This is a genomic window from Corynebacterium sp. HMSC056E09 (assembly GCF_001813425.1).
Lineage (GTDB): Bacteria > Actinomycetota > Actinomycetes > Mycobacteriales > Mycobacteriaceae > Corynebacterium > Corynebacterium hesseae.
Genome location: NZ_KV812491.1, coordinates 42,197 through 64,586, shown reverse-complemented (window position 1 = coordinate 64,586; position 22,390 = coordinate 42,197). Strand labels below are relative to the sequence as shown.

Annotated in this window: 17 protein-coding genes and 1 pseudogene; 7 read left to right on the top strand and 11 right to left on the bottom strand. The window is 61.2% G+C overall.

The features are described 5' to 3' along the window. Positions 1-82 precede the first annotated feature (82 nt). Positions 83-1,321, bottom strand: a complete 1,239-nt coding sequence (locus HMPREF2912_RS05390; RefSeq protein ID WP_046647863.1) for an MFS transporter — start codon at positions 1,319-1,321, stop codon at positions 83-85. A gap of 246 nt (positions 1,322-1,567) precedes the next feature. On the opposite strand from HMPREF2912_RS05390, the gene HMPREF2912_RS05385 reads away from it, so the two are divergent. The 4 genes from HMPREF2912_RS05385 to nagE all read left to right on the top strand — a co-directional run bounded on the left by HMPREF2912_RS05385 (position 1,568) and on the right by nagE (position 6,740). Then, on the top strand, positions 1,568-2,446 hold the full coding sequence (locus tag HMPREF2912_RS05385; protein ID WP_070563552.1) for a poly(ethylene terephthalate) hydrolase family protein: 879 nt from the start codon (positions 1,568-1,570) through the stop codon (positions 2,444-2,446). Between the two features lie 177 nt (positions 2,447-2,623). Further along, a complete protein-coding gene (locus HMPREF2912_RS05380) occupies positions 2,624-3,781 on the top strand; it encodes an N-acetylglucosamine-6-phosphate deacetylase (protein ID WP_070563555.1) in 1,158 nt (385 codons plus the stop codon). Between the two features lie 19 nt (positions 3,782-3,800). Next, on the top strand, positions 3,801-4,580 hold the full coding sequence (nagB, locus tag HMPREF2912_RS05375; RefSeq protein ID WP_046647861.1) for a glucosamine-6-phosphate deaminase: 780 nt from the start codon (positions 3,801-3,803) through the stop codon (positions 4,578-4,580). A 42-nt stretch (positions 4,581-4,622) separates the two neighbouring features. After that, on the top strand, positions 4,623-6,740 hold the full coding sequence (gene nagE, locus HMPREF2912_RS05370; RefSeq protein WP_070563558.1) for an N-acetylglucosamine-specific PTS transporter subunit IIBC: 2,118 nt from the start codon (positions 4,623-4,625) through the stop codon (positions 6,738-6,740). Between the two features lie 126 nt (positions 6,741-6,866). Here nagE and HMPREF2912_RS05365 read toward each other — a convergent pair whose 3' ends face one another. Then, positions 6,867-8,525: an acyl-CoA synthetase gene (locus tag HMPREF2912_RS05365; RefSeq protein WP_070563561.1), complete on the bottom strand. Its 1,659-nt coding sequence runs from the start codon at positions 8,523-8,525 to the stop codon at positions 6,867-6,869. Between the two features lie 169 nt (positions 8,526-8,694). On the opposite strand from HMPREF2912_RS05365, the gene HMPREF2912_RS05360 reads away from it, so the two are divergent. The 3 genes from HMPREF2912_RS05360 to HMPREF2912_RS05350 all read left to right on the top strand — a co-directional run bounded on the left by HMPREF2912_RS05360 (position 8,695) and on the right by HMPREF2912_RS05350 (position 11,361). Next, positions 8,695-9,510, top strand: a complete 816-nt coding sequence (locus HMPREF2912_RS05360; RefSeq protein WP_070563564.1) for a GDSL-type esterase/lipase family protein — start codon at positions 8,695-8,697, stop codon at positions 9,508-9,510. 63 nt (positions 9,511-9,573) lie between these two features. After that, on the top strand, positions 9,574-10,725 hold the full coding sequence (locus HMPREF2912_RS05355; RefSeq protein ID WP_070563566.1) for an S-(hydroxymethyl)mycothiol dehydrogenase: 1,152 nt from the start codon (positions 9,574-9,576) through the stop codon (positions 10,723-10,725). Then, positions 10,726-11,361, top strand: coding sequence for an MBL fold metallo-hydrolase (locus HMPREF2912_RS05350; RefSeq protein ID WP_070563569.1), 636 nt, complete (start codon positions 10,726-10,728; stop codon positions 11,359-11,361). Positions 11,362-11,389: 28 nt separating this feature from the next. Here the strand turns inward: HMPREF2912_RS05350 and HMPREF2912_RS05345 are convergent, their stop codons facing one another. The 9 genes and pseudogenes from HMPREF2912_RS05345 to HMPREF2912_RS05305 all read right to left on the bottom strand — a co-directional run bounded on the left by HMPREF2912_RS05345 (position 11,390) and on the right by HMPREF2912_RS05305 (position 22,215). Further along, positions 11,390-12,184, bottom strand: coding sequence for a cytochrome c biogenesis CcdA family protein (locus tag HMPREF2912_RS05345; protein WP_070563573.1), 795 nt, complete (start codon positions 12,182-12,184; stop codon positions 11,390-11,392). Between the two features lie 81 nt (positions 12,185-12,265). Continuing rightward, entirely contained in the window at positions 12,266-13,135 is an 870-nt protein-coding gene (locus tag HMPREF2912_RS05340; protein ID WP_141752601.1) for a DsbA family protein, read from the bottom strand. A 176-nt stretch (positions 13,136-13,311) separates the two neighbouring features. After that, positions 13,312-14,178 (bottom strand): glucose-1-phosphate thymidylyltransferase RfbA, encoded by an 867-nt coding sequence (gene rfbA / locus HMPREF2912_RS05335; protein WP_070534049.1) that lies wholly within the window; start codon positions 14,176-14,178, stop codon positions 13,312-13,314. Between the two features lie 124 nt (positions 14,179-14,302). After that, a pseudogene (locus HMPREF2912_RS05330) lies at positions 14,303-15,736 on the bottom strand (ATP-binding protein). A 78-nt stretch (positions 15,737-15,814) separates the two neighbouring features. Beyond that, positions 15,815-17,179, bottom strand: coding sequence for a sugar nucleotide-binding protein (locus tag HMPREF2912_RS05325; RefSeq protein WP_070563579.1), 1,365 nt, complete (start codon positions 17,177-17,179; stop codon positions 15,815-15,817). Positions 17,180-17,185: 6 nt separating this feature from the next. Further along, entirely contained in the window at positions 17,186-18,190 is a 1,005-nt protein-coding gene (gene rfbB, locus HMPREF2912_RS05320; RefSeq protein WP_070563582.1) for a dTDP-glucose 4,6-dehydratase, read from the bottom strand. A gap of 32 nt (positions 18,191-18,222) precedes the next feature. Further along, positions 18,223-19,581, bottom strand: a complete 1,359-nt coding sequence (locus HMPREF2912_RS05315; RefSeq protein WP_070563585.1) for a M1 family metallopeptidase — start codon at positions 19,579-19,581, stop codon at positions 18,223-18,225. Positions 19,582-19,661: 80 nt separating this feature from the next. Next, the gene (locus HMPREF2912_RS05310; protein ID WP_070561521.1) at positions 19,662-20,741 is read right to left on the bottom strand and encodes an alpha/beta hydrolase; all 1,080 of its coding nucleotides are present in this window, start codon (positions 20,739-20,741) and stop codon (positions 19,662-19,664) included. A 37-nt stretch (positions 20,742-20,778) separates the two neighbouring features. Next, entirely contained in the window at positions 20,779-22,215 is a 1,437-nt protein-coding gene (locus HMPREF2912_RS05305) for an alpha/beta hydrolase (protein WP_070563589.1), read from the bottom strand. Positions 22,216-22,390 lie beyond the last annotated feature (175 nt).

Here is a 22,390-nt window from a genome sequence, read left to right as displayed (position 1 = left end):
CACACCGCTACCATTTCAGTCTTCTGAACACACCGGTACCAAAAACTCGCATCTGACAGTAGATTTACTACAGAATTGAATGCTATTTGTTGTCGTAGTCTTGGTCACCGGAGGCACCGTACATGGTGGTCTTCAGAATTGGCCCCAGAGTGAGGATAGAGGTGCCAAACCCTGATACGACAAGGGCCGCAGCTGGGCCGATGGCACTTACAACAGGTGCCCCGATGATGTATCCAATAAGCATTGCGGAGCTGTTAATTGAACCCATCGTAGAAAGGGCTTTGGGTTTCACTTCATCAGGTACGGATCCGACAACGATTATGCGTAGTGCGGCCACCTGAGCAGCATTGCAGACTCCGCCCAGGAGGAAACATGGGATGCAGAGCCACAATGAGGGAAATAGTCCAGGTAAAGCTATGAAACACCCCATAGCGAATCCTGCCCCGGCCAGGACTTTCCCAGCGTTCTGTGAGTGAAGGCGAGCTGAAAGCCGTGCGCCAAAGATGCGGCCCACGATAAATGCTTGGGCAATGATGGCATATAACGTACCGCTGACGTGGAGGGTCTGTGTCGCATAGAAGACAAGCGAAACGTTGAAAATCGAGGTGCAGATAATTGCTCCCCAAATGCTGGTTAACGCGGACCGAGCGCTTCTATTCTTCAGCAAAAGGGAAGGTGCTTCGAGGACCTTCTGGAGAAAACTCGGTGAAGAATCTTTGGTTTCTGAATGAAGCAGTGTTTTCGGGGGCGAGGATTTATAAAGGAAATAAAAAGCAAGTAGCGAGACTCCAACGGCGCAAGCTTCAACGAAGAGCGCTGTCTGCAGGTTTCTTTGGTCCAGTAGTAATCCACCTAGAGGTGGTCCAAGGAATCCACTGCCAAGTCGGGCTGTGTCCAAGAGGGAGAAGGCTTTCGCCTGCTGTCCTTCGCCGACCTGAGAGTCAGCGATGGTGAAAATGGATGGAATTGACAGTCCGCTTAAGCATGCGGTGACGAGATTTCCGACAATGAGGATCAATGGCTCTGGATAGGCTGCCATTGATAACAGGCCCAGAAGATCTAAGAAGAGTGCAGCAAGCGCAATGTGATAGCTGTTGAATTTGTTGAAGAGTGGGGCCAGAAAGGGGACTGCAAAAACTTGAGCGCAAGTACCCGAGATGAAGATGCTTGCCACCAACAGTTCGCCTTTGTTGAGTTCGGCGAAGTGGAGTGAAATCGAGAGGCTGGTCATTGACCCGCACACTGACAATAAAAAATATGTGGCGGTCAAGGTGTAGATAGATGAAAGTCCTTCGTCACCACTGTTTCTAGGGGGATGCATTTAGGCTGCAACTGTTTCGTTGCCCTGGCCGCTGAACGGACCTGAACCTCCTACTGTGACTACTTCGGAAAGCGTTTCGGAGGTAAGCATTATTTCTCCCATATGTGATGACGATTACATACAACAAGGTAATGATGTGAGTCTCTCATTTCAAGGGCGTAGCGGAGGCAGCTCTTGCACTGTGTACAGGAAAAAGTAGTGCTAGCGCTAGTGACCTTCGCTCTCGTGCGAAACACAATAAAGAGCATGAAAAAGCTTGTGGTTGGCATTACTGCCGTGGTGGCCGTGATTGTGGTGGCGTTTGTCGGGTTTGTGGGATTCATGCAGTGGGTGGACGCAGACAGCGTGACCGGTGATGATGGCGTGGCCGCCGGATATAGCGCTGAGACAGGTGGCCCGCTGGAAGCGTCGTTTGCGGGCGAGGGGCCGCACGAGGTCGACGTGCGGCGTGATGGCGACGTGACCGTTGCGGCGCCGACAGGCACGGGACCATTTCCGGCGGTTGTCATGGCTAACGGCACGAACACGCCGCTGAGCAGCTACCTGCCCGTGGCGGAACACCTAGCCAGTTGGGGCTTCGTGGTCGTCGGCGATGAGACTCCCCAAACCGGAACCGGGGAGAATGTCGTGCACCTAATTGAGCGCTTACCGGAACTGGATTCTCGCGTGGACAGATCACGGGTCGGTATTTTCGGACACTCACAGGGCGGCGCGGGCGCTATCAACGCAGCGTCCCACACGGAGGTAGCAGCTGTGTATACGGCGAGCCCGGCCTCCCACAAGGTGGCAAAGTCCAATGACTGGGACTACACCACAGCGGGCGTCGAGGCACCGTTGTTCTTGATGACGAGCGATGGCCGTTCAGACCGCTGGCTTGTCAGCCCGTGGTCAGACTTGCAGGAGAGCTTTGAATCAGCTGGTGGTCCGGCAATCATTGCCCGCCGTCTAGGCGCGGACCACAAGGACGTTTTAGAGTTCGGGGACGGCTATGCCACCGCGTGGTTCCGCTACATTCTTGCTGATGATCCTGATGCGCGAGACGTGTTCGTTGGCACCTCACCAGCGGGCGCCGGTGAGCTAGCGAGCAACGCGCTTTGGGACCGAGTGGCCACCCGCGGCTGGTAGCTCGCCGGGCCTTTCGACATTCCGCGCGGTGCACCTAACGCGCTAAAAGTCATCTGCGCTCACACACCCCCTTCGGAGGAAGTGTGGTTCACAAAAATTGGTAGCCCTGATAAATTTCAAGTGAATTGTCAACCGGGCTGCGCCACGTCAGCCCGTACAAGCGGGACCGAATGAACCATGCAGACAAAGGAGAAAGGCCACGTCGAGGGCCTCTACATTGATGAAAACTTCGAGCTGCGCGCTGGGGCCGTCACGTTCGGAGAGAGTATTGAGGGCATAGTGCTTGGCGACGTCCCCCAAGCCGAGGCCGCCTGGCGTGCCGGGGACCCGGATACGCTGCTGTGGGTGCCCGGTTTCGTGGATCTGCACAACCACGGCGGTAACGGCGGGGGATTCCCCAACGGCGACTACGAGCAGTGTCTGGCCGCAGCCCGCTTCCACCGCGCACATGGCACCACGACGTTGCTGGCCAGCTTGGTCTCCGGCACACAAGAAGAGCTGTGCGCCCGAGCGGAGCTTTTGGCCCAGCTGGCTGAGGAGGGCGAAATCGCCGGCATCCACATGGAAGGCCCCTTCATCGCGGCGGCTAAGTGCGGCGCGCAGGACCCTTCGCGCATCGTGCCCGGTGACCCGGACTTCTTCCGCGCGGTCATCGCCGCGGCCCGCGGCCACCTGCGTTCGATTACCTTTGCGCCGGAGACGGAGAACGTCGACAAGCTGCTCGAAGTCTGCGCGGAGCATGGCATCATCGCCAGCCTGGGCCACACCGAGGCCGATTACGACACCACGCTGAAGGTTATCGCCCAGGCCAAGGAGCTCGGCGTCACCGTGACCGGCACGCACCTTTTCAATGCCATGCCCTCCATCCACCACCGCGCGCCAGGCCCTGTGGCCGCCTTACTCACCGCGGCGAAGGCGGGTGATGCGGCCGTCGAGCTCATCGCCGATGGCGTGCATCTTGTCGACGGCACCGTGGACATGGCTCACAACCCCCGCGCCTTCGCCATCACTGATGCCATGGCGGCGGCCGGCATGGCCGATGGTGACTATGCGCTGGGTTCGCTGCCTGTCACCGTGAGCGGGGGAGTCGCGCGCGTGCCCAGCGGTGCTATCGCGGGCGGCACCTCTACTTTGTCCCAGCAATTCGCCAGCTTCGCCGCGCGCCATGGTCTGGGCGAGGCGGTGCGTTTTACCTCCACCACGGCCGCCGACGTGTTGGGGGAGACGAATCTAGGCCGCATCGCGGTTGGCGCGCGCGCCAACCTGGTTGGCCTTAACTCTCACTACCAACCGGTGCGCGTCATCGTCGACGGCGCGGACATCCCACTCTCTTAAACACACAGGAAGGCATCTCATGGAAATCCTCATCCGCTCCACGCCGGCCGAAGTGGCCGTGGAGGCCGCTGACATCTTCGCGCACTACGCCAACGCCGGCGCCACCTTGGGCCTGGCCACAGGATCGACCCCGGTAGCGATGTACAAGGAGCTCATTACGCGCCATGAGCGCGGCGAGGTGAGCTTTGCCCGCAGCCGCGCATTCCTGCTCGATGAATACATCGGGCTGGAGCGTACCCACGAGCAGTCCTACTATTCCACCATCCGCCGCGAATTCACCAGCCACGTGGATTTCGATGATGACCTGGTAAAAAGCCCCGCTGGTGACTCCGATGACCCCGCCACCGCCGCGGCCACCTATGACAAGGCCATCCGTGATGCCGGCGGCGTGGACATCCAGCTGCTGGGCATCGGGGCCAACGGGCACGTCGGCTTCAACGAGCCGTCGAGCTCCCTGCAATCACGCACCCGCATCAAGACGCTGCACCCGCAAACCGTGCAGGACAATGCCCGCTTCTTTGACAACGAAGACGAGGTCCCGCGCCACGTGCTGACCCAAGGATTGGGCACCATCAGTGAGGCCCGCCACCTGCTCTTGTTGGCCACTGGCAGCAACAAGGCCAGCGCGGTCCACGCCATGGTGGAAGGCCCGCTCTCCGCGCACTGCCCCGCGTCGATCCTGCAGTGGCACCAGCGCGCCACGGTGATCCTCGATGAAGCCGCCGCCTCCCAGCTGGAGGACCGCGAGTACTACGTTTTCGCGGACAAGCACCGTCCGCACCGCCCACTCTTTTCCTAAAAACTCCATCTAATTCCTTACTAGTGTGAAAGGACTCCTCGCATGAAAATCGATGTCATGGGGCCGCTGCAGCGGCTCGGAAAAGCCCTCATGGGCGCTGTGGCGGTGCTGCCCGTCGCGGCGATCCTCAGTGGTGTTGGCTACTGGATCTCCAGCGCGGCTGGCCCGGATAACCTCGCCGCCCAGCTGCTGATCAGCTCCGGCGACGCGGTCCTGGCCAACCTGGGCTGGATCTTCGCCATCGCCATTGCCTTCGGCCTGGCTAAGGATTCCAACGGTGCCGCGGCACTCTCTGGTTTCCTGGCCTTCGCCACGTTTATGAAGCTGCTCGGCCCGGAGGCCGTGGCAGGCTACCGCGGCATCGAAGACCCCACCGCGCTGACCGGCGATGAAGCCCTGGAATGGGCCTCGGAAGGCTGGAACGCCGTGGGCGGCGGCAACGTCCTCTTCGGCATCCTCGCCGGCGTCATGGCGGCCTGGGTATATAACCGCTTCCACGGCACCAAGCTGCCGGACTTCCTGGCCTTCTTCTCAGGCCGGCGCCTCGTACCGATTCTTACCGCCGTCATCGCCATAGTGATTTCCGGCATTCTCTACTTCGTGTGGCCGTTCATCTACAACGCGCTCTTTAACTTCGGTACCTCTATCCAGGGCCTGGGCGCGGCGGGTGCCGGCATCTACGGCGTGGCCAACCGCCTGCTCATCCCGACTGGCCTGCACCACGCGCTGAACTCCGTCTTCTGGTTCGATGTCATTGGTATCAATGACATCGGCAACTTCCAGGCCGGCCAGAAGACCATCGAGGCAGCCGCGGCCGCCACCTCCGCCGCTGACTGCCCGGGCATTTGGGCCAACGGTCAGTGCACGGTCGAGGGTGTCGTCGGCCGCTACCAGGCGGGCTTCTTCCCAGTCATGATGTTCGGCCTGCCGGGCGCGGCGCTCGCGATGTACCTGCGCGCGGATAAGAAGAAGCGCAAGGTCGTCGGCTCGCTCATGGCTGCTGGCGCCTTGGCTTCCTTCTTCACCGGCGTGACCGAGCCGCTGGAGTTCTCCTTCATGTTCGTCGCTCCGCTGCTCTACGTGGTGCACGCGTTGCTCATGGGCCTGTCCGTCTTCATCGCGTCCACCATGGAGTGGACTGCGGGCTTCGGCTTCTCTGCAGGTTTCGTCGACATGCTGCTCTCCTCGCAGAACCCGCTGGCTAATAAGTGGTACATGCTGCTGGTCATGGGCGTGGGCTTCTTCTTCCTTTACTTCGTCATCTTCTACTTCCTCATCGGCTGGCTCAACCTTAAGACCCCGGGCCGCGGCGAGGACGAAGCCGAGGACGCGGAGGATTCCGTCAGCGGCGATGACAAGACCGCAGCCGATGCCGCCCGCATTATCGAAGGCCTCGGCGGTAAGGACAACATTGACTCACTGGACTACTGCACCACGCGCCTGCGCGTGGGTGTGAAGGAGCGCGCGCTTGTCGATGACTCCGTGATCAAACGCGCCGCCGTCTCCGGCGTGATTCACCCCTCTGAGAAGAGCGTCCAGGTCATCGTGGGCCCGGCCGTACAGTTCATGTATGACGAGGTCAGCCACCAGCTGCGCCACGGTTCCCCGGTCCTGGCTACGGCGGGTGCCGCGGGTGCTGCAGCCAGCGTGCCGGCCAGCGCCGCTTCCGCCAAGAGCGTCAGCGGTGAGACGGACGTCGACGTGCATGCCCCGTTCGCCGGAGACGTCGTCGAGCTCTCCCAGGTCCCGGATGCCTCCTTTGCGCAGGGCATGGTGGGCGAAGGCTTCGCCGTGATGCCGGATCCCGTCGATGCCTTCGACGTCTGCGCCCCGGTAGACGGCACCATCACCATGGTCTTCAAGACACGCCACGCCTTCGGCATGCAGACCGCGGATGGGCTGGACCTGCTCATTCACATCGGTATCGACACCGTGGAACTCAAGGGCGAAGGTTTCACCGCCCTGGCTAAGAAGGGCGATACCGTCACTGCCGGCACGCCGATCATCGCGGTGGAGGCGCAGAAGCTACGCGAGCGCGGCGTCAACCTCATCACCCCGGTGGTGTGCCCGACGGCCAAGCAAGTCGCTGGAGTCGACATTGCTCGCGAGGGCCATACCCAGCCAGGCGAGGTTGCTGCAACCGTCAAGCGCAGCAGCTAGCGGGCTGGATTAAATCCCAGACACAAAAACTGCCCGAGTTGCCAAAAACAACGTTGTTCCTTGCGGTGAGGGGCGAAGGTTTTGGCAACTCGGGCAGTTTTGGCTTGGGGGCCTAAAAAGCGTGGGCTAGTCGGTGCCGTGCAGCAGGCGCGGCACCACCTTGCCCGTGGCATTGCGCGGCAGCTTGTCCAGGAAGTGGACATCGCGCGGCACGGAGTGGTCGGCGAGGTTCTCGCGGACCCAGGCGCGGATGGCGTCGGCAGTCACGGCGTTGCCTAGGGCGTCCCGCGTAGTCACCGCCCACACGGCGATGCGCTGGAAAGTGGTTTCATCCTCCACACCGCCGGCATGCACCTCCGCGATGCCCGGCATGGCCTCGAGCACCTCGGTCACCGACTGCGGGTGCACGTTCTCGCCGCCGACGATGATCATGTCATCCGCGCGGCCCACCACATGTAGGTAGCCCTCGGGGTCGATGTAGCCTAAGTCCCCGATGGAAATGAGGCCATCGACCTTGTTGAGCGGGATCTTGGGGTTGGTATAGCCAATGAGCGCGGTGGAATTGGTCAGGTAAATCTCACCGACCTCGCCGCGGGGAACCTCGTTGCCTTCCTCATCGAGGATGCGCAACTTGGTGCCGGAGGCAATCTTGCCGCCGATGGTGGGATCCTTGGCCACCTCTTCCATGCTGGCCGTCGATGCCAGCGCTAGCTCCGTGGAGCCATAGACATTGCAGAGAATCGGGCCGAAGCGCTCGTGGGTTTCCTTGACGATCTCCGGGGTGAGCGCATGCCCGGCGGAGGCAATGAACTTCAAGCTCGAGGTATCAAAGGCCGAGTCCGGGTCAACCTCAACCATCTGGCGGAAGAAGACGGGGGAGGAAAGCAGACCATCGAGCTGGTAGCGCTGGATATCATAGAGTGCGGCCGCCGGGTCAAAGACGCGGCGGGTGACGATGGTATTGCGCAGGCCCAACGCGATGTTGAGGCAGGCCCAGCCCCACGTGTGGAAGATGGAGGCGGTCATCTGCACCTTCTGGTCCCCGCGCCACGGCACCGCATCCACGATGGAGGCAACCACCACCGGCAGCGTCGGCTCTGGACGCATAATTCCCTTGGGGATGCCCGTGGTGCCGGAGGACATCAGCACGATATGCCCGTGCTTGGGCCAAGTGGGAAGCTTGTGCTTCTCGACGTCCCGCGGATTCTCCACGATCTTGCGCAGCGTTGCCGCTTGCGCCAGCTCGGTAGGGATCTCTTTACCGGACTCGTGGCCAATCACCACGTGCAGGCCAGCAATGGTGCTAGAGCTGTCGAGGCGGTCGATGAATTCATCATCGATAACGAGCACGTTGATGCGGTTTTCCTCGATGCACCCGGCGAGCTGCTCGGGGGAGGAACCGACGTTGAGCAAAAAGATGTGTGCCCCCGCATAACCCTTGGCGGCCAGCGGGGTGATGATGCCGCGGCCATTGCGGGCCATCACGCCGAGGCGAATCTCCTCCAGCCCCAATGACAGCAGCCAGCGCGCGAAGGTCTGGGATTCTTCGCGCAGCTGGCGGTAGGTGAGGGCCCCGTCGTCGTCGATAAGCGCCAAGCGTTCCGGGCAGGTCATGTATGCCTGCTCTACTTCGCGGGCGGTGGTGAAGCGGTAACGCGCGAGGACCGGCGCGGTCAGGGCCACCGCCCGTGGCCCGCCGGCGGGGCTAATGAGGCCGGCGCGGAAGAGCGAAGGGATAAAGCGCGCGAGGGCAGCGGCGTGGAAGGTTACATCAGAAAGCTTCATAAGGTTCTCATCGAGGGGAGGGGAGAAGAGGTTACGGAGACGGCGGACTCGCCACAATTAAAACTACAAACTGTTAAAGGTGTTGCTATTGTTACATAAGCTTAGACCGTCAACGTAGTCTATTATGGTTTCGGTCTAGAACATACTCTTTCGGAAGGACATTAGTCACGTGAAGTCTACTCAGCGCATCGCTGCTCTCTGCGCCTCCCTCCTCGTGGCGGTAGGCCTGTCCCAAGCTCCGCAGGCAGTTGCCGGCGAGCGAAACCTCGTCGCCTTTGGTGATTCCGTGCTGGCGGATCCGCAACTTGATACCTACCTGGCCTCTCGGGTGGGCTCTTCTCAGCGCAACCCGAGCCTGAACTGCCCGTCTGGCAATAACTACGCCAAGCGCACCGCCGCCAAGCTGGGTATGCCGGTGGCGGACTTCTCCTGCTCTGGTGCTGTGTCCATGTCCCAGGGCCCGCAGGTGAACGCGCAGATCGACGATGCCATTCGCCGCGGCGCGCTCAGCGGGGATACGCAGCGCGTGCTCTTCTCCAGCGGTTTCAACGACACGTACAACAACGCCGGGCTTTCCGACGGTGACCTGCGCGCCCGCTGGGTCGGCGCCAACGCGCCGCTGATTCACAAGATCCGCGCGGCGGCCCCCAACGCCCGCATTCAGATTGTGGGCTACCCGACCATCGGCTCGGGCGACCGCTACTGCCTCCTCCACTTTGGCCCGAAGCCGGCCGACGCCACGGCCCTGCCGATGGTGCAGCGTTATGAAAACGTCGCGCAGTGGATGCAGGTGGATTTAGCGCGTGCCACCGGAGTTGAGTTTGTGGACATGAAGCCGATGACCTGGGATCGCGGTATGTGTGCCGATGCCGACAAGCGCCTGTGGGCGGGTCTGGTGGACTTCTCCGCGGGGCCGGGCAACCTGCCGCTGCACATTAATGCTCGCGGTCACGAGTTTGTGGCCAACCACCTCGCTAGCTTCTAGAGGGATTTGAATCTTGTTGGGCCCGGGCGACGCCGCCCGGGCCTTTCGCGTACCCTCGCGGACATGGCTGTTAATGAAAACGTAAATGAAAATAACTCCCAGCAAGGTCCGGAGGTTGTCCGCGGCGTGATTGCGCGCGCGAAGGGCGAGCCCGTCGAGACCGTCAACATCGTCGTGCCCGCCCCGGGCGAGCACGATGTCGTGGTCAAGATCCAGGCCTGCGGTGTCTGCCACACCGACCTGGCTTACCGCGATGGCGATATCGAGGATGCCTTCCCCTTCCTGCTCGGGCACGAGGCGGCGGGCATCGTTGAGCGCGTGGGCGATGCCGTTACCCACGTTGAGGTCGGGGATTTCGTGGTCCTGAACTGGCGCGCGGTGTGCGGCGAGTGCCGCGCCTGCAAGAAGGGTGAGCCGAAGTACTGCTTCAACACCCACAACGCCTCCGCGAAGATGACGCTCGCGGACGGGGATAAGGATGCCGGCACTGAGCTCACTCCGGCGCTCGGCATCGGCTCCTTCGCCGAGAAGACCCTGGTCCACGAAGGCCAGTGCACCAAGGTCAACCCGGAGGCGGATCCGGCCGCCGCGGGCCTGCTGGGCTGTGGCGTGATGGCCGGTTTGGGCGCTGCGGTGAATACTGCGGACGTCAAGCGCGGCGAGTCCGTCGCGGTCTTCGGCTGCGGTGGCGTGGGCATGGCGGCCATCGCCGGCGCGGCGTTGGCTGGTGCCTCCAAGGTTATCGCCGTGGACCTGGACCCGGACAAGCTGGAGCTGGCTAAGAAGTTCGGCGCTACCCACACGGTTGCGGCGAAGGACAAGTCCGAAGAAGAGGTCATCGAGGCCGTCCGCGAGCTCACCGAGGGCTTCGGCACCGACGTGGCCATTGACGCCGTGGGTATTCCCGTTACCACCCGCCAGGCCTTCTACTCCCGCGACCTGGCCGGCCGCATGGTCATGGTGGGCGTGCCGAACCTCACCAGCCGCTTCGACGTCCCGGCCATCGACTTCTTCGGCCGCGGCGGTTCACTCAAGTCCTCCTGGTATGGCGACTGCCTGCCGGAGCGTGACTTCCCCATGTACGTCGACCTCTCCTTGCAGGGCCGCTTCCCGCTCAAGGATTTCGTGACCGAGCGCATTGGTCTCGACGACGTGGAAGAGGCTTTCGCTACCATGAAGGCCGGCAAGGTACTTCGATCCGTAGTGGAGCTGTAAATGATCATTGAACAGTTTGTAACTTCAGGAAAGTTCCGCCTCGACGGCGGCGAGTGGGACGTGGACAATAACGTCTACATCCTGGCCGCAGGTAACGCTACTAGCGACGCCGAGTGCTACATCATCGATCCTTCCCACGACGCGGAGCGCGTCATCGAAGAGGTGGGCCAGCGCACGGTCAAGGGAGTGATCCTCACCCACGCACACAACGACCACTGCGAGCTCGCTCCCCAGGTGGCTGAGCACTTCGATGTGTCCATCTACCTGCACCCGGATGACCGCCCCCTGTGGGAGGAAACACACGAGGACGCGACCTTCGTTCCGCTGGAGGATAACCAGCTCTTTACCGTGGGCGATAGCGACTTCGTGGTCTTCCACACGCCGGGCCACTCGCCGGGATGCGTGGTGCTCTACATCGCGGATGAGGCCACGCTTCTGTCGGGCGATACTCTCTTCAACGGCGGGCCCGGCGCCACCGGCCGAAAGTACTCCGACTTCGACGTCATCATCGAGTCCCTGCGCAATCGCGTGTTGAACCTCCCGCCGGAGACCCGCGTCCTGCCGGGCCACGGCGATGAGACCACTATTGGTGCTGAGGCAGCGCGCATCGATGAGTACGTCGCGCGCGGCTACTAACTCTTAAACCTTGGCCTAGAGCTTAGCTCTAGGCCGGCGTGCGGGCGGCCTTTACTCCTGCCACCACCGTGGCGGCGAGTGAAAGTCCGAACCAGACCCACGCATCCGCCACGCCCGCGCTGAAAGCGCGGGCTTTTTCTTGCACTGCGAACTGCGTATCCGTGCTTAAGACCGCGGGCAGGGTTGCGCTGCCGTAGCTCACAATGAACAGCACGCCGATGAGCACGAAGAATGCGCCCGATACGAGGGAGAGGGTATTCGTGCGCACGGGGCCCAGAGTGACTTCGCGTCCGCGAAGCCACGACCACGAACCCACATCGAGGCGCTCCCACAGCGCGGCCAGCACAAAGAGCGGTGCGGCCATGCCCGCGGCATAGGCCACCATGATGAGCCCGCCGTAGAGCGCGCTTCCCGACGCAGCGGCCGTGGTGAGGACAGCGCCCAGGAGCGGGCCCGCGCAAAAGCCGGCGAAGCCATAAACCGCGCCGAGCAGAAATACCTTGCCCCGTGCTTTGCCGGACAGGGCATCCATGCCGGGGATGCGGAAACCACCGCCTAGGGCGGTAAAGATTCCCAGCGCAATGATGATCCAGCCTGCCACCGTGATGACTTGGCTACGATACTGCGCCAGCACCGCGGCCAAGCCCATGCCGATGGGCACCAGCGTGGTGCACAGGCCCAAAAAGAAGACCATGGTCTTGAACAGCAGCTGGCGCTGCGAATCGAAGGCATAGGCAAAGAAGGCCGGTACCAACAGCGCTGAACAGGGGCTGATCAAGGTCAGCACGCCGGCGATGACGGCGCCAAAGATTCCGATGCTCACAGGCTCACCCCCACTGCATAACCGCCCAATAAGGCGGTCAAGATAACCAGCGCGATGAAGACCCACACGATCAACGGTGGTTTAGGCATTGGCCGCCTTTCCCAGCTGCTCTTGGATGATCTGTTCAAAAGCCTCGGGCGGCTGCGCGCCACCAACGAACTGATCTCCCACCACGAAGGCCGGGGTGCCCGTGATACCGATCTGGGAGGCATAGCGGGTGGCCGTTTCAACGACCTCAGTGTAGGTATCATCCGTGGCTTGCTTCCGGAACTTATCCAGGTCCGCAACGCCCGCTTTCTTGGCAAACTTCATGAAGTCCTCGATGCCGAATTCCGGGTGGCCGTCGATATCCTTGCTGGCGGCATAGAGCTCGTGCTTGAACTCCTGGAACTTACCCTGCGCCGCGGCCGCGCGCCCAGCCTTGGCGGCCTCAATGGCGGCGGGGCCGTTCACGGGGTAGTCATTCCACTCGATGCGCACCAGGCCCTTTTCCACGTACTTCTTAAGGATATCCGGCTCGGTGACATTGGCGTGGCGGGAGCAGAACGGGCACTCGAAATCGGAGAACTCCGAAATCACTACGGGCGCATCCACCGCACCCACGGCGAAAGGATCGTTCTCCTTTTTGCGGTGCACCACCGTGATATCGCCGCTCTTGGTATCACCGCCGGGCCCGAACATCATCGGGTCACCCTTCCCATCGGAGAACTTCGTGCCGGGCGTGGCCTTGGCGGCATCTTTCGCCAGGTCTTCGGCTGTCGCCGTGCTCGTTGCGGTCTCCTGCGCTGCGGGAGTGCTTTCATCGCCGGAAGAAGTGCGCTCTGCAAGCAGGAAGCCAATGATGACGGCCAAAATAACAACGATCACCAACAATCCCCACGCCACGGGGCTGATGGTGGATAGCGCTGATTTCTTCGAATCACTGGTGGGGCGAGAGGATGAACTAGGCATGCGATTACCTTAACGCGTTTAGGCCCGTTTGGGTGAGGCGGCTCCTGATACAGGGCGGGGATGCTTAAGGACGTCCTGAAACTAGGCGGGGAGGCTTAAGCACGTACGGATCGATCAAATAAGGCCTCAGATTCCGTTGGTTTTCGGCCCTTATTTGATCGATATGTACCTCGGTCTCAGCCCTCTTGGGCAGCGGCGAGAAGATAACGGCCATAGCCGGACTTCAGGAGGGGCTCTGCCAGCTCCGTGAGTGCCGCGGCATCGATGAAGCCTTCCGCAAAGGCTGCGACCTCTGGCGAACCAATGACGGTGCCGGTACGCTTCTGCATCACCTCGACGTAGGCCGAAGCCTCACTCATGGAGTCCACCGTGCCGGTATCCAGCCAGACATCACCGCGCTGCATGCGCTTGACGCGCAGCCGCCCGCGGCGCAGGTACTCCTCATTGACGGCGGTGATCTCTAGTTCCCCGCGCGCGCTGGGCGTGATGGACTTGGCAATCTCCACCACGGAATTGTCATAGAAGTACAAGCCTACCACAGCGTGGTTGGACTTGGGCGCGGCGGGCTTTTCCTCGATGGATAGAGCCTGGCCTGCGGAGTCAAAGTCCACAACGCCATAGCGCTGCGGATCGGAGACCTCGTAGGCAAAGATGATGCCGCCGTCTGGGCGGTGGCATTCGTTCAGCGCGGTGGAGAAGCCGTGGCCGTCAAAGATGTTGTCACCCAGGACAAGGGCCACGTCATCCTCGGCGATGAAGTCTTCGGCGATGAGGAAGGCCTGGGCCAAGCCTTCGGGGCGCGGCTGCACCGCATAGTGCAGCATGAGGCCGAGCTGGGAGCCATCGCCAAGCAGGCGTTGGAAGGCGGCCTGGTCTTCTGGGGTGGTGATGATGAGGATCTCGCGTATGCCGGCCTGGATCAGGGTGGTCAGGGGATAGTAGACCATCGGCTTGTCATAGATGGGCATGAGCTGCTTCGAGATGCCCTTGGTGATGGGGTAGAGGCGGGTCCCAGAACCGCCTGCGAGAATGATGCCCTTCATGGGCTTTAAGCTTAACGGAGGGGTCTCGCGCCGGGGTGCGGCGGCGCGGGCTGGCGAACATAACACTTAACTTCCCACTTAACATAACACGTGGGAAGTTAAGTGTTATGTTGAGTGTTATGCTCTATTTGCGCAGCCTGTAGCGCTGCTTAGGGCTGCGTCCGGGTTCAGTCTTTTCGGCGATGTTATCGCGGATGAGCTCATTCAGTGCTTTCTGGACCGCTGTCCGGCTGAGCTTTGTAGCCTCAACTAATTCGGTTGTCGATACGGACGGGCTGCCGTGGAGCAGGTGTTCCACATGGTCACGTGCGGTGCCATAGCGTTCCTGGGTGGCTACCCTGCGGCGGTGGAAGATGATGGTGAAGCTGTCGAGCCGGTTGATAATTTCCGGTTTGGGCATGAGTGCGTCAGCTAAGGCCTGATGGATGGTGGCGATGCCCGTGCCGCGGTTCTCTGCGGCGACGCCGCCTTCCGGTAGGGGAATGTCCTCTAGGAACGTGGCAAGGCGTTGATTGCGGGTAGAGCTGACACCAGCTTCTCCAAGATTTCGGAGCGTAACCCCGCCATATAGGCCTCCCGGATTGGTGATTTCCAAGCGATCGACGAACATGTTGATTTGCACCTGACTGCCGCGAGCAGTCGGGGAGTAGTCACGGTGCATGAGCGCATTGACTAGTGCTTCACGAACAGCGACCAGTGGATAATCCGGAAGTGCGGTCCGGGACTTGTCGCCGATAAAGCCAGCGGTGCGCATGTTCTTCTTTACGATGTCGATGCCTTCGCTCACCAGCTCCGGAATCGTACCGTGAAGCGTGGCGCTGTCGAGAAGGCGGACACCCGTGGTGACATCACCTTTCGATGTTCCGGGAAAGAGCGCGAAGGTAACCGTTAATCGGGGGAAGAACTCCTGCGGGTAGTCTCCCATGACAAGAAGTGAGGCCAGCGTGGGGTGGCCGTCCTTGAGAATTCGCAGGCGTTTGAGGGCTGTGTCCTGTCCATTCGCAAAAGTCTTGGGGCGGCGCTCTTTCTGCACTTGGAGGAAGCCGTCAAGAGCGGCACCCTCGATGTCCTCCAGCGTGGCATCTGGGATGGCATCTTCATCCCAGGTCGGTTGCGTGTGCTCTTCAACGAGTCGATTTACTTCGTACTGGGACAGGCGCGTATCACCATCGCCGGTGCGAATATAGCTCCCTTAGTACAGCCCCCTTTCGGCCACATAGCAGGGCTTATCGCGCGCGGGAAGCTCGTCGATCTCTGCGACGAGTATGTTGCTGCTTTCAAATTCGATGATGTCGATTTGCGGGCGGACCGGCGGGATGAGCTGTTGGCAGCGAGTCTCCAATTGGTCTTGGGCAGTAGAGGCAGAGAACTTCTTAACTGGGGTGAAGCCGTCCTGCTCTGAAAGGCCGATGATGAGCGTCCCGCCGTCCCCGTTTGCGAAGGCACTGAGCGTGGAAAGTACTTCCTTGCTGACGGAAGATTTTACCTCTACGGATTGCTTATCGCTGCCGATGACTCGCAGCTGTGCAATTAACTCATTAAGCTCAGAAGGGGTCATGAGCAGGCCTTTCTCTCTACATACCGCTCAACATAACACATAACATAACACGTGGGAAGTTAAGTGTTATGTTGAGTGTTATGCTGGGTAAAGCCCCAGGTAGAGTGCCAAAGCGGCCCGCCAATTCATAGGTTTAAAGCCGGTGGCTTCAATCTTGGACAGATCGAAGGTGGACTCCTTCGGGCGGGGAGCCTCGGGCCCGGCGATCTCGCGGTACTGCTCGGTGCTCACCGGCGTGACATCCGCAGGGTCTTGGCCCACGCCGGTGAAGACGGCCATGGCGATTTCATCGCGTCCCACCGCATCACCGGAGTTGGAGATGTTGTACACGCCGTACTCGGCTTCGGTCTTGAGCAAGTGGATGATGCCCTTGGCCAGGTCCTCGGCGAAGGTGGGGCGCCCGCGCTGATCATGGATGACGGAGGGCTTGACCCCCTTATCCGCCAAAGAGCGCATCGTGGCCATGAAGTTCGCGCCATCGCCGAAGACCCACGAGGTACGGATGACATAGTGGCGCGGGGCGGTTTGTGCAGCCGTATCGCCCGCGGCTTTCGACGCCCCGTAGGCCGAGAGCGGGGAGGGCATCTCCTCCTCGGAGTGGACCTCTTTAGAGCCATCAAAGATGTAGTCGCTAGACACGTGCACCAAGGTCAGGTTATTCTCCGCCGCAATGCGCGCGAGCTTCGCCGGTGCGGAAGCGTTGACCGCCCAGGCCGCGGCGCGATCGTCCTCCGCGCCGTTGACATCGTTGTACGCCGCGCAGTTGATGATGGCGGAGTACTGCTTCCACGGGCGGGCAGGCGGGTTGGTGATATCGAAATCCTCGTGCCCGCAGAACTCCACAGCACCCAAGCCAGCAGAAGGCAGGAACTTCTTTAATGCGCGGCCCAGCTGCCCGTTGGCGCCGGTGACCAGGATGCGGCGAGGGGGCATGGGGGAGACGTCGGCAAGCGCGGGGTGCCCCTTGTCCTTGTCGGAGATCTCCGTCGGCTCCAGCGGCCAGTCCACCATGTCCAGGTTGACGCAGGTGTATTCCGCATCCGGGGACCAGTGGTCATTGACCAGGTAGGAGTAGGCGCAGGCCTCCAGTGCCTGGAAACCGTTGGCCACGCCGCGCGGCACGAAGACCGCCACGTCCTCGCGCAGCTCGTGGGTCACCAGCTGCCCGAAGGTGGCAGAGCCCTCGCGCAGATCGCACCACGCGCCGAAGGCCCGGCCGGAGGCCACGGAGACCAGCTTGTCCCAGGGCTCCGCGTGCAGCCCGCGTGTGACACCCTTCTCCGCATTGAAGGAAACGTTGTTTTGCACCGGTTGGAAGTCTGGCAAGCCGGCCGCCACCATTTTCTCGCGCTGCCAGTTCTCCTTGAACCAGCCGCGGTTATCCCCGTGGACGTCGAGCTGAACAATGAGCAGGCCCTCGATGGCCGTTGACTGCACCTTCATGGCTATTTATTGTCCTTGCTTCGCGTAGTTGGCTTCGACTTCTTCCTTGCCCGCGCGCCACCACTCCTCGTGGGCGCGGTACCACTCAATGGTGGCGGCCAGGCCCTCCCGCAGATCCGTGTAGCGCGGGGCCCAGCCCAGCTCGCGGCGCAGCTTGCTGGCATCCATGGCGTAGCGCTGGTCATGGCCCGGGCGGTCCGCCACGTGCTCAAAGCGCGCCCGGCCATTATCCGTCGCCCCCATGAGCTCACAAATCATCTCGATGACCTGGCGGTTATTCGTATCCTCCTGGTCGGCGCCGATGTTATAGGTCTCCCCAAGGCGCCCGCGGTCCAGGATGGCGAGCACCGCCTCGTTGTGGTCATCCACGTGAATCCAATCCCGCACCTGCTCGCCGGTGCCATAAAGCTTGGCGGGCTGGCCTAGAAGCAGGTTGGTGATCTGCCGCGGAATGAACTTCTCAATGTGCTGGTAGGGGCCGTAATTATTGGAGCAATTCGAAATGGTTGCCCGCAGCCCAAAACTGCGCACCCACGCGCGCACCAGGTGATCCGAACCGGCCTTCGAGGCCGAATAGGGCGAAGACGGGTTATAGGGAGTTTCCTCCGTGAAGTAGGTATCGGCGCCGATCTCTAGGTCCCCGAAGACCTCATCGGTGGAGACATGATGGAGGCGCACATCGTGGCGGCGGCAGGCCTCCAGCAGCACGTAGGTGCCCATGATGTTGGTGTGGAGGAAGGGCGAAGGATCCCGCAGGGAGTTGTCATTGTGGGATTCCGCCGCGAAGTGCACCACGGTATCGGCCTGGGCCACGAGCTTGTCGACGACCCCCTCATCCGCCACGTCCCCCACCACGAGCTCGGCGTCCACGCCGTCGAGGTTGGCGCGGTTGCCCGCGTAGGTGAGCTTATCCAGGACGGTGATCTCCACCTCAGGGCGCTGCTGGGCCACGAGCCGCACGAAGTTTGCACCAATAAAGCCGGCGCCGCCGGTAACAAGCAGTCTGCGCATGGTCTCCCAGTTTAGAGCATGGCAGCGCAGTATTAAGCCGGGAACTGAGGCAGCGCCTCGTGGTTGAGCCATTCATCCAGAAGTGCGTCCACGGCAGAGGGATCAACAGCCACCGCACGCAGACGGCTGATCAGGTCGTCCGGGGTCACAGTGGAATGCTGCGCGGCGGAGAGGTACTCACGGACTGTGAGGAAGAAGAGCTCATCGCCCAACAGACGGCGCAGCGCGTGGACGGTCAGAGCGCCGCGCTTGTAGACGCGGTCATCAAACATATCGCGCGTACCAGGATCACTGAGCACGATGTCCTGCTTCTTGCGGGCCAGCACCTGATAGTGCGAGCGTGCCGATTCATGTGCTGGGCGGCCGTGCGCGTGCTCAAACCACAGCCACTCGCAGTAGCAGGCGAAACCTTCGTTGAGCCAGATATCCTTCCACTCCGAAAGGCCCACGGAGTTGCCGAACCACTGGTGGGAGAGCTCGTGCGCGATGAGCCGTTCGAAGACGTGATCGCCCTTGACGTGGTTGGAGCCGAAGATGGACAAGCCCTGGGCTTCGAGGGGGATTTCCAGCTCATCATCGGTGATGACTACTTGGTAGTCGGCGAAGGGGTAGTGGCCAAAGAGCGCAGAGTAGAAATCCACCATCTCCTGCTGCTGGGCAAATTCTTCGAGTACTACCTGCTTGAGGCGGGCCGGTGCCCACGCACGGACGTTGGGGCCGAGGGGAATGTCGATGTATTCGCCGACCTGGACCGTGGCCAGATAGGTGGCCATAGGGTGCTTGACGCGGTAGTGCCAGCGCGTCATGGATCCGCCCGCGCGGCGGCGGGAGACCAGCTTGCCGTTGGAGATGACAACGAAAGGATCGTCGGCGGTGATACGAATATCGTAGGTGGCCTTCGCGGACGGGGTGTCATCACAGGGGAACCAGCTGGGCGCGCCGTTGGGCTGGCTGGCCACTAGCGAGCCTGACTCTGTTTCTTCCCACCCGATGTCACCCCACGGCGTGCGCAGCGGGCGGGGTGCTCCGCCATACCGAATGCAAAGCTCAAACTCTTGGCCTTCGGCGATCATGTCGGCGAAGTTTAGGCGCAGCTTTCCGCCGGACAGGCGGAATTTGGCCACGCGCGGCGCGTGCTTCGCCGTGATGCGGCGAGCCACCATAGCGCCGCCGAGGTCGAGGGTGAGCTTGTCTAAGTCCTCCAGCGCACGAATATGGAGCACGGCTTCACCCTGGAGCAGGTTGGGCTCCACGCGGTAGGTCAGATCCAAGTCATAGTGGGTGACCTCGAAGCCGAGGTTGAAATCCACCCCCGTGTAGCTATCTCGAGTGAGTGCGGCGCGGTCGCGAGCGGCTGAGATATGCGAAAGGGCGGTGGAAAGCAGCTTCATAATGCCGCTATCCTACCGCCCTTGTCCGGCTTGTCCGAAGCCAGGGGAGCGCGCACGGTGTGACGTGCGCGGCTTGCTGTTTAGGAGTTGAAGGCTTCCTCAAAGGTAGGCCAGGACTTCACCAAGTCCTCGCGCCAGCCCGGCCAGGAGTGCGTACCCACATTGCGGAAGTTGTAGTTTGCGGGGATGTTCTGCTGATCCAGCTTTGCCTTGAGCATGTGGGTGCAGTGGTTCACGGCCGCCTCGATGACGCCGCCTTCTACCTGCAGCTGCGCTGAGCCCAGATAAGCAGCCGCCGGGTTGTATCCCTTGTTGATGTAATAAGACGGCGTATCCTGCTCACCCGCGAAGCCCGATGCCGAGGAGATGTACAGCTTGGTGCCACGCAGCTTCTCGGAGTTCATCAGGGCGTCGTTGTAGCGGTTGTAGGCAGAGCCCATCGGGCCCCACATCTGCTCCGGCTGGCCGCCACCGCGGTTGACGGTGAGGCGCAGGAACTCATACTCGGTGGGGTAGGCGGTTGCGGCACAGCCGGCGAAGGAACCGACCGCGTCATAGAAGCCCTGATTGTGCTGGGCAAGCAGCAGCGAGGACGTCGCAGACATGGACATGCCGGCGATGGCGCGCTTATTGCTTGCGTTCAGACGCTCCTCCAGTGGGCCAGGAAGCTCCTTGGTCAGGAAGGTCTCCCACTTCTGCGGGCCCTTGAGGTACTTGCCGTTGGGCTCTTCCAGCCAGTCGGTGTAGTAGGAGAAGGCGCCTGCCTGCGGAACCACAACGTTGACGTCTTTGTCCGCGTAGAAATCCACGACATCGGACATGTACAGCCAGTCGGAATCTTGCTCGGCGGAACCAGCGCCGTTGAGCAGGTAGACCGTCGGGCGGTCCGGGTTCTTGGCCGGGATGACAGCCAGCGGAATGGCGCGGCCGTTCATCGCCGGCGACGTAGCTTCCAGCTTGAGAACGCGGGCATCATCCTTGTAGTGGTCATACCACTTCTGGCTCTCCACCTCCGGGGTGACCTGCAGGTCCGAGATGGTGGATAGGGCAGTGTCACCCGCAACCTGCTGCGGGGTGATGGTGGCAGCACCTGCAACGGGGCTGACCAGCGCGGCTGCGCTGAGCGCGCCGGCGGCGAGGAGAGAGCTAAGACGCTTCATTACGTTCCTTATTCAACAATTGGTACGGCGATTGAGCTTACTGCTCGGTCACCGCAGGATCTTCTGGCAGGGAATCAGCGAGGCCTTCGGTGTCTGCTTCCGCCTCCGCCTTTTTCGCATCCTGACTATCGGCATCGGCGGCCTTTTCGTTAGCGTCCGAATCCGCATCTGCTGAATACGCAGTCGCTACAGGCTCAGCTGGATCGACGGGAAGGCCAAAGGCGCGTGCGTAGGTAGGCCAGGAGGAGTTGACGTCATCCAACCAGCCCGGCCAGGAGTGGGTACCGGTGTTGCGCAGGTTAAAGACCGCGTCGACGCCCTCGCGCTCCATCTTTGCCTTCAGGTCATGTGTGCAGGCGTTCATGGCTGCTTCGATGACGCCGCCCTCAACCACGAGGGTGGAGGAGGACTTGAAGGCCTGGGACGAGCCCAAGGCATCAATCTTGGACGAGCCCAAGTCAGTTGCCCCAGCCAAACCGGAGTTGGCGGAAACGTAGACCTTGGAGTTGCCCATGTTGTTCTTCGTGGCGTTGATGAGGCCATCGTTGTAGCGGTTGTAGTCACCGCCCATCGGTCCCCACATCTGCTCGGTGCTTCCGCCACCGCGGTTCACCGTGAGTTGCGAGTAGAAGTTCGGCAGCGGCGTCGAAGTAGCAGCGCAACCGGAGTAGGAGCCGATGGCATCGTAGAAGTTCGGGTTGTGCTGGGCCAGCACCAGCGAGGAGGTAGCGGACATGGACATGCCGGCAATGCCGCGCTTGCCGTTGCCGTTAATGTGCTTCTCCAGCGGGCCAGGAAGCTCCTTGGTTAGGAAGGTCTCCCACTTCTGCGGGCCCTTGAGGTAGCTGCGGTCCGGTGTAGTCAGCCAGTCGGTGTAGTAGGAGAAAGCGCCCGCCTGCGGGATGACAACGTTGACGTTGCGGTTGGCGTAGTAGTGAACGAGGTCTTGAGTCTTCTCCGTCTTCGGATCAAGGTCCTTGGCCACGGTGGAGACAATCCAGTCCATGCCCTGCTCGGCGCCGCCGGCACCGTTGAGCAAGTAGAGGGTCGGGCGGGAAGCATCAAAGGTACCGTCCGGGGTGATCACTGCGAGGGGGACGTCGCGGTTATCCATTGCAGGAGCGGTGGCCTTGATGGTCTTGACCTTGTGGCGGTAATCCCAGTACTTGAAGACGTAGCCCATCCATTTTTTGTTGTCCGGGATTTTCTTGATGTCGACGTTCTTAAAGGTGACCTGCTTGTCGAAGGAAGCCTCATACTGTTCGCGGGACGGCGATGGGTTGCCGGCCTCATCCTTGGGCAGGTACTCCTCGAGTTCGGTGTAAAGGTCGAGCTCGGAAATATCGGACGGTGTAGCCTCACCGCTGATTTGTTCCGGTTTAACGTCGGATGCGCTGGCGATAGGGGAAACGACGGCGCCGAGGGCTAAGGCGGAGGCCGCCGCAAGCGTCGTGAGAGAGCGCGCAATCTTCATGGAATCTCGCTTTCTAAGTGATGAGCGGAAGTGTAGGGGCAAGTTTAAAAGATGCTCCGGACAAACCACCCTTGACATGGGCAAAAGCGCTGATAGATGGGTAATCCAGCACCCCCGAAGATAAGGGCAGTCAGACTAAACATACCAAGTTATAAAAGTGAATGGTGGTATTGAA

Excerpts from the sequence above, each read along its gene's own strand:
- nagB (WP_046647861.1), top strand. The coding sequence starts at position 3,801 with ATGGAAATCCTCATCCGCTCCACGCCGGCCGAAGTGGCCGTGGAGGCC.
- HMPREF2912_RS05350 (WP_070563569.1), top strand. The coding sequence starts at position 10,726 with ATGATCATTGAACAGTTTGTAACTTCAGGAAAGTTCCGCCTCGACGGC.
- HMPREF2912_RS05385 (WP_070563552.1), top strand. The coding sequence starts at position 1,568 with ATGAAAAAGCTTGTGGTTGGCATTACTGCCGTGGTGGCCGTGATTGTG.
- HMPREF2912_RS05310 (WP_070561521.1), bottom strand. The coding sequence starts at position 20,741 with ATGAAGCGTCTTAGCTCTCTCCTCGCCGCCGGCGCGCTCAGCGCAGCC.
- HMPREF2912_RS05340 (WP_141752601.1), bottom strand. The coding sequence starts at position 13,135 with ATGCCTAGTTCATCCTCTCGCCCCACCAGTGATTCGAAGAAATCAGCG.
- rfbB (WP_070563582.1), bottom strand. The coding sequence starts at position 18,190 with ATGCGCAGACTGCTTGTTACCGGCGGCGCCGGCTTTATTGGTGCAAAC.
- HMPREF2912_RS05325 (WP_070563579.1), bottom strand. The coding sequence starts at position 17,179 with ATGAAGGTGCAGTCAACGGCCATCGAGGGCCTGCTCATTGTTCAGCTC.
- HMPREF2912_RS05365 (WP_070563561.1), bottom strand. The coding sequence starts at position 8,525 with ATGAAGCTTTCTGATGTAACCTTCCACGCCGCTGCCCTCGCGCGCTTT.
- HMPREF2912_RS05355 (WP_070563566.1), top strand. The coding sequence starts at position 9,574 with ATGGCTGTTAATGAAAACGTAAATGAAAATAACTCCCAGCAAGGTCCG.
- HMPREF2912_RS05380 (WP_070563555.1), top strand. The coding sequence starts at position 2,624 with ATGCAGACAAAGGAGAAAGGCCACGTCGAGGGCCTCTACATTGATGAA.
- HMPREF2912_RS05315 (WP_070563585.1), bottom strand. The coding sequence starts at position 19,581 with ATGAAGCTGCTTTCCACCGCCCTTTCGCATATCTCAGCCGCTCGCGAC.
- HMPREF2912_RS05305 (WP_070563589.1), bottom strand. The coding sequence starts at position 22,215 with ATGAAGATTGCGCGCTCTCTCACGACGCTTGCGGCGGCCTCCGCCTTA.
- nagE (WP_070563558.1), top strand. The coding sequence starts at position 4,623 with ATGAAAATCGATGTCATGGGGCCGCTGCAGCGGCTCGGAAAAGCCCTC.
- HMPREF2912_RS05390 (WP_046647863.1), bottom strand. The coding sequence starts at position 1,321 with ATGCATCCCCCTAGAAACAGTGGTGACGAAGGACTTTCATCTATCTAC.
- rfbA (WP_070534049.1), bottom strand. The coding sequence starts at position 14,178 with ATGAAGGGCATCATTCTCGCAGGCGGTTCTGGGACCCGCCTCTACCCC.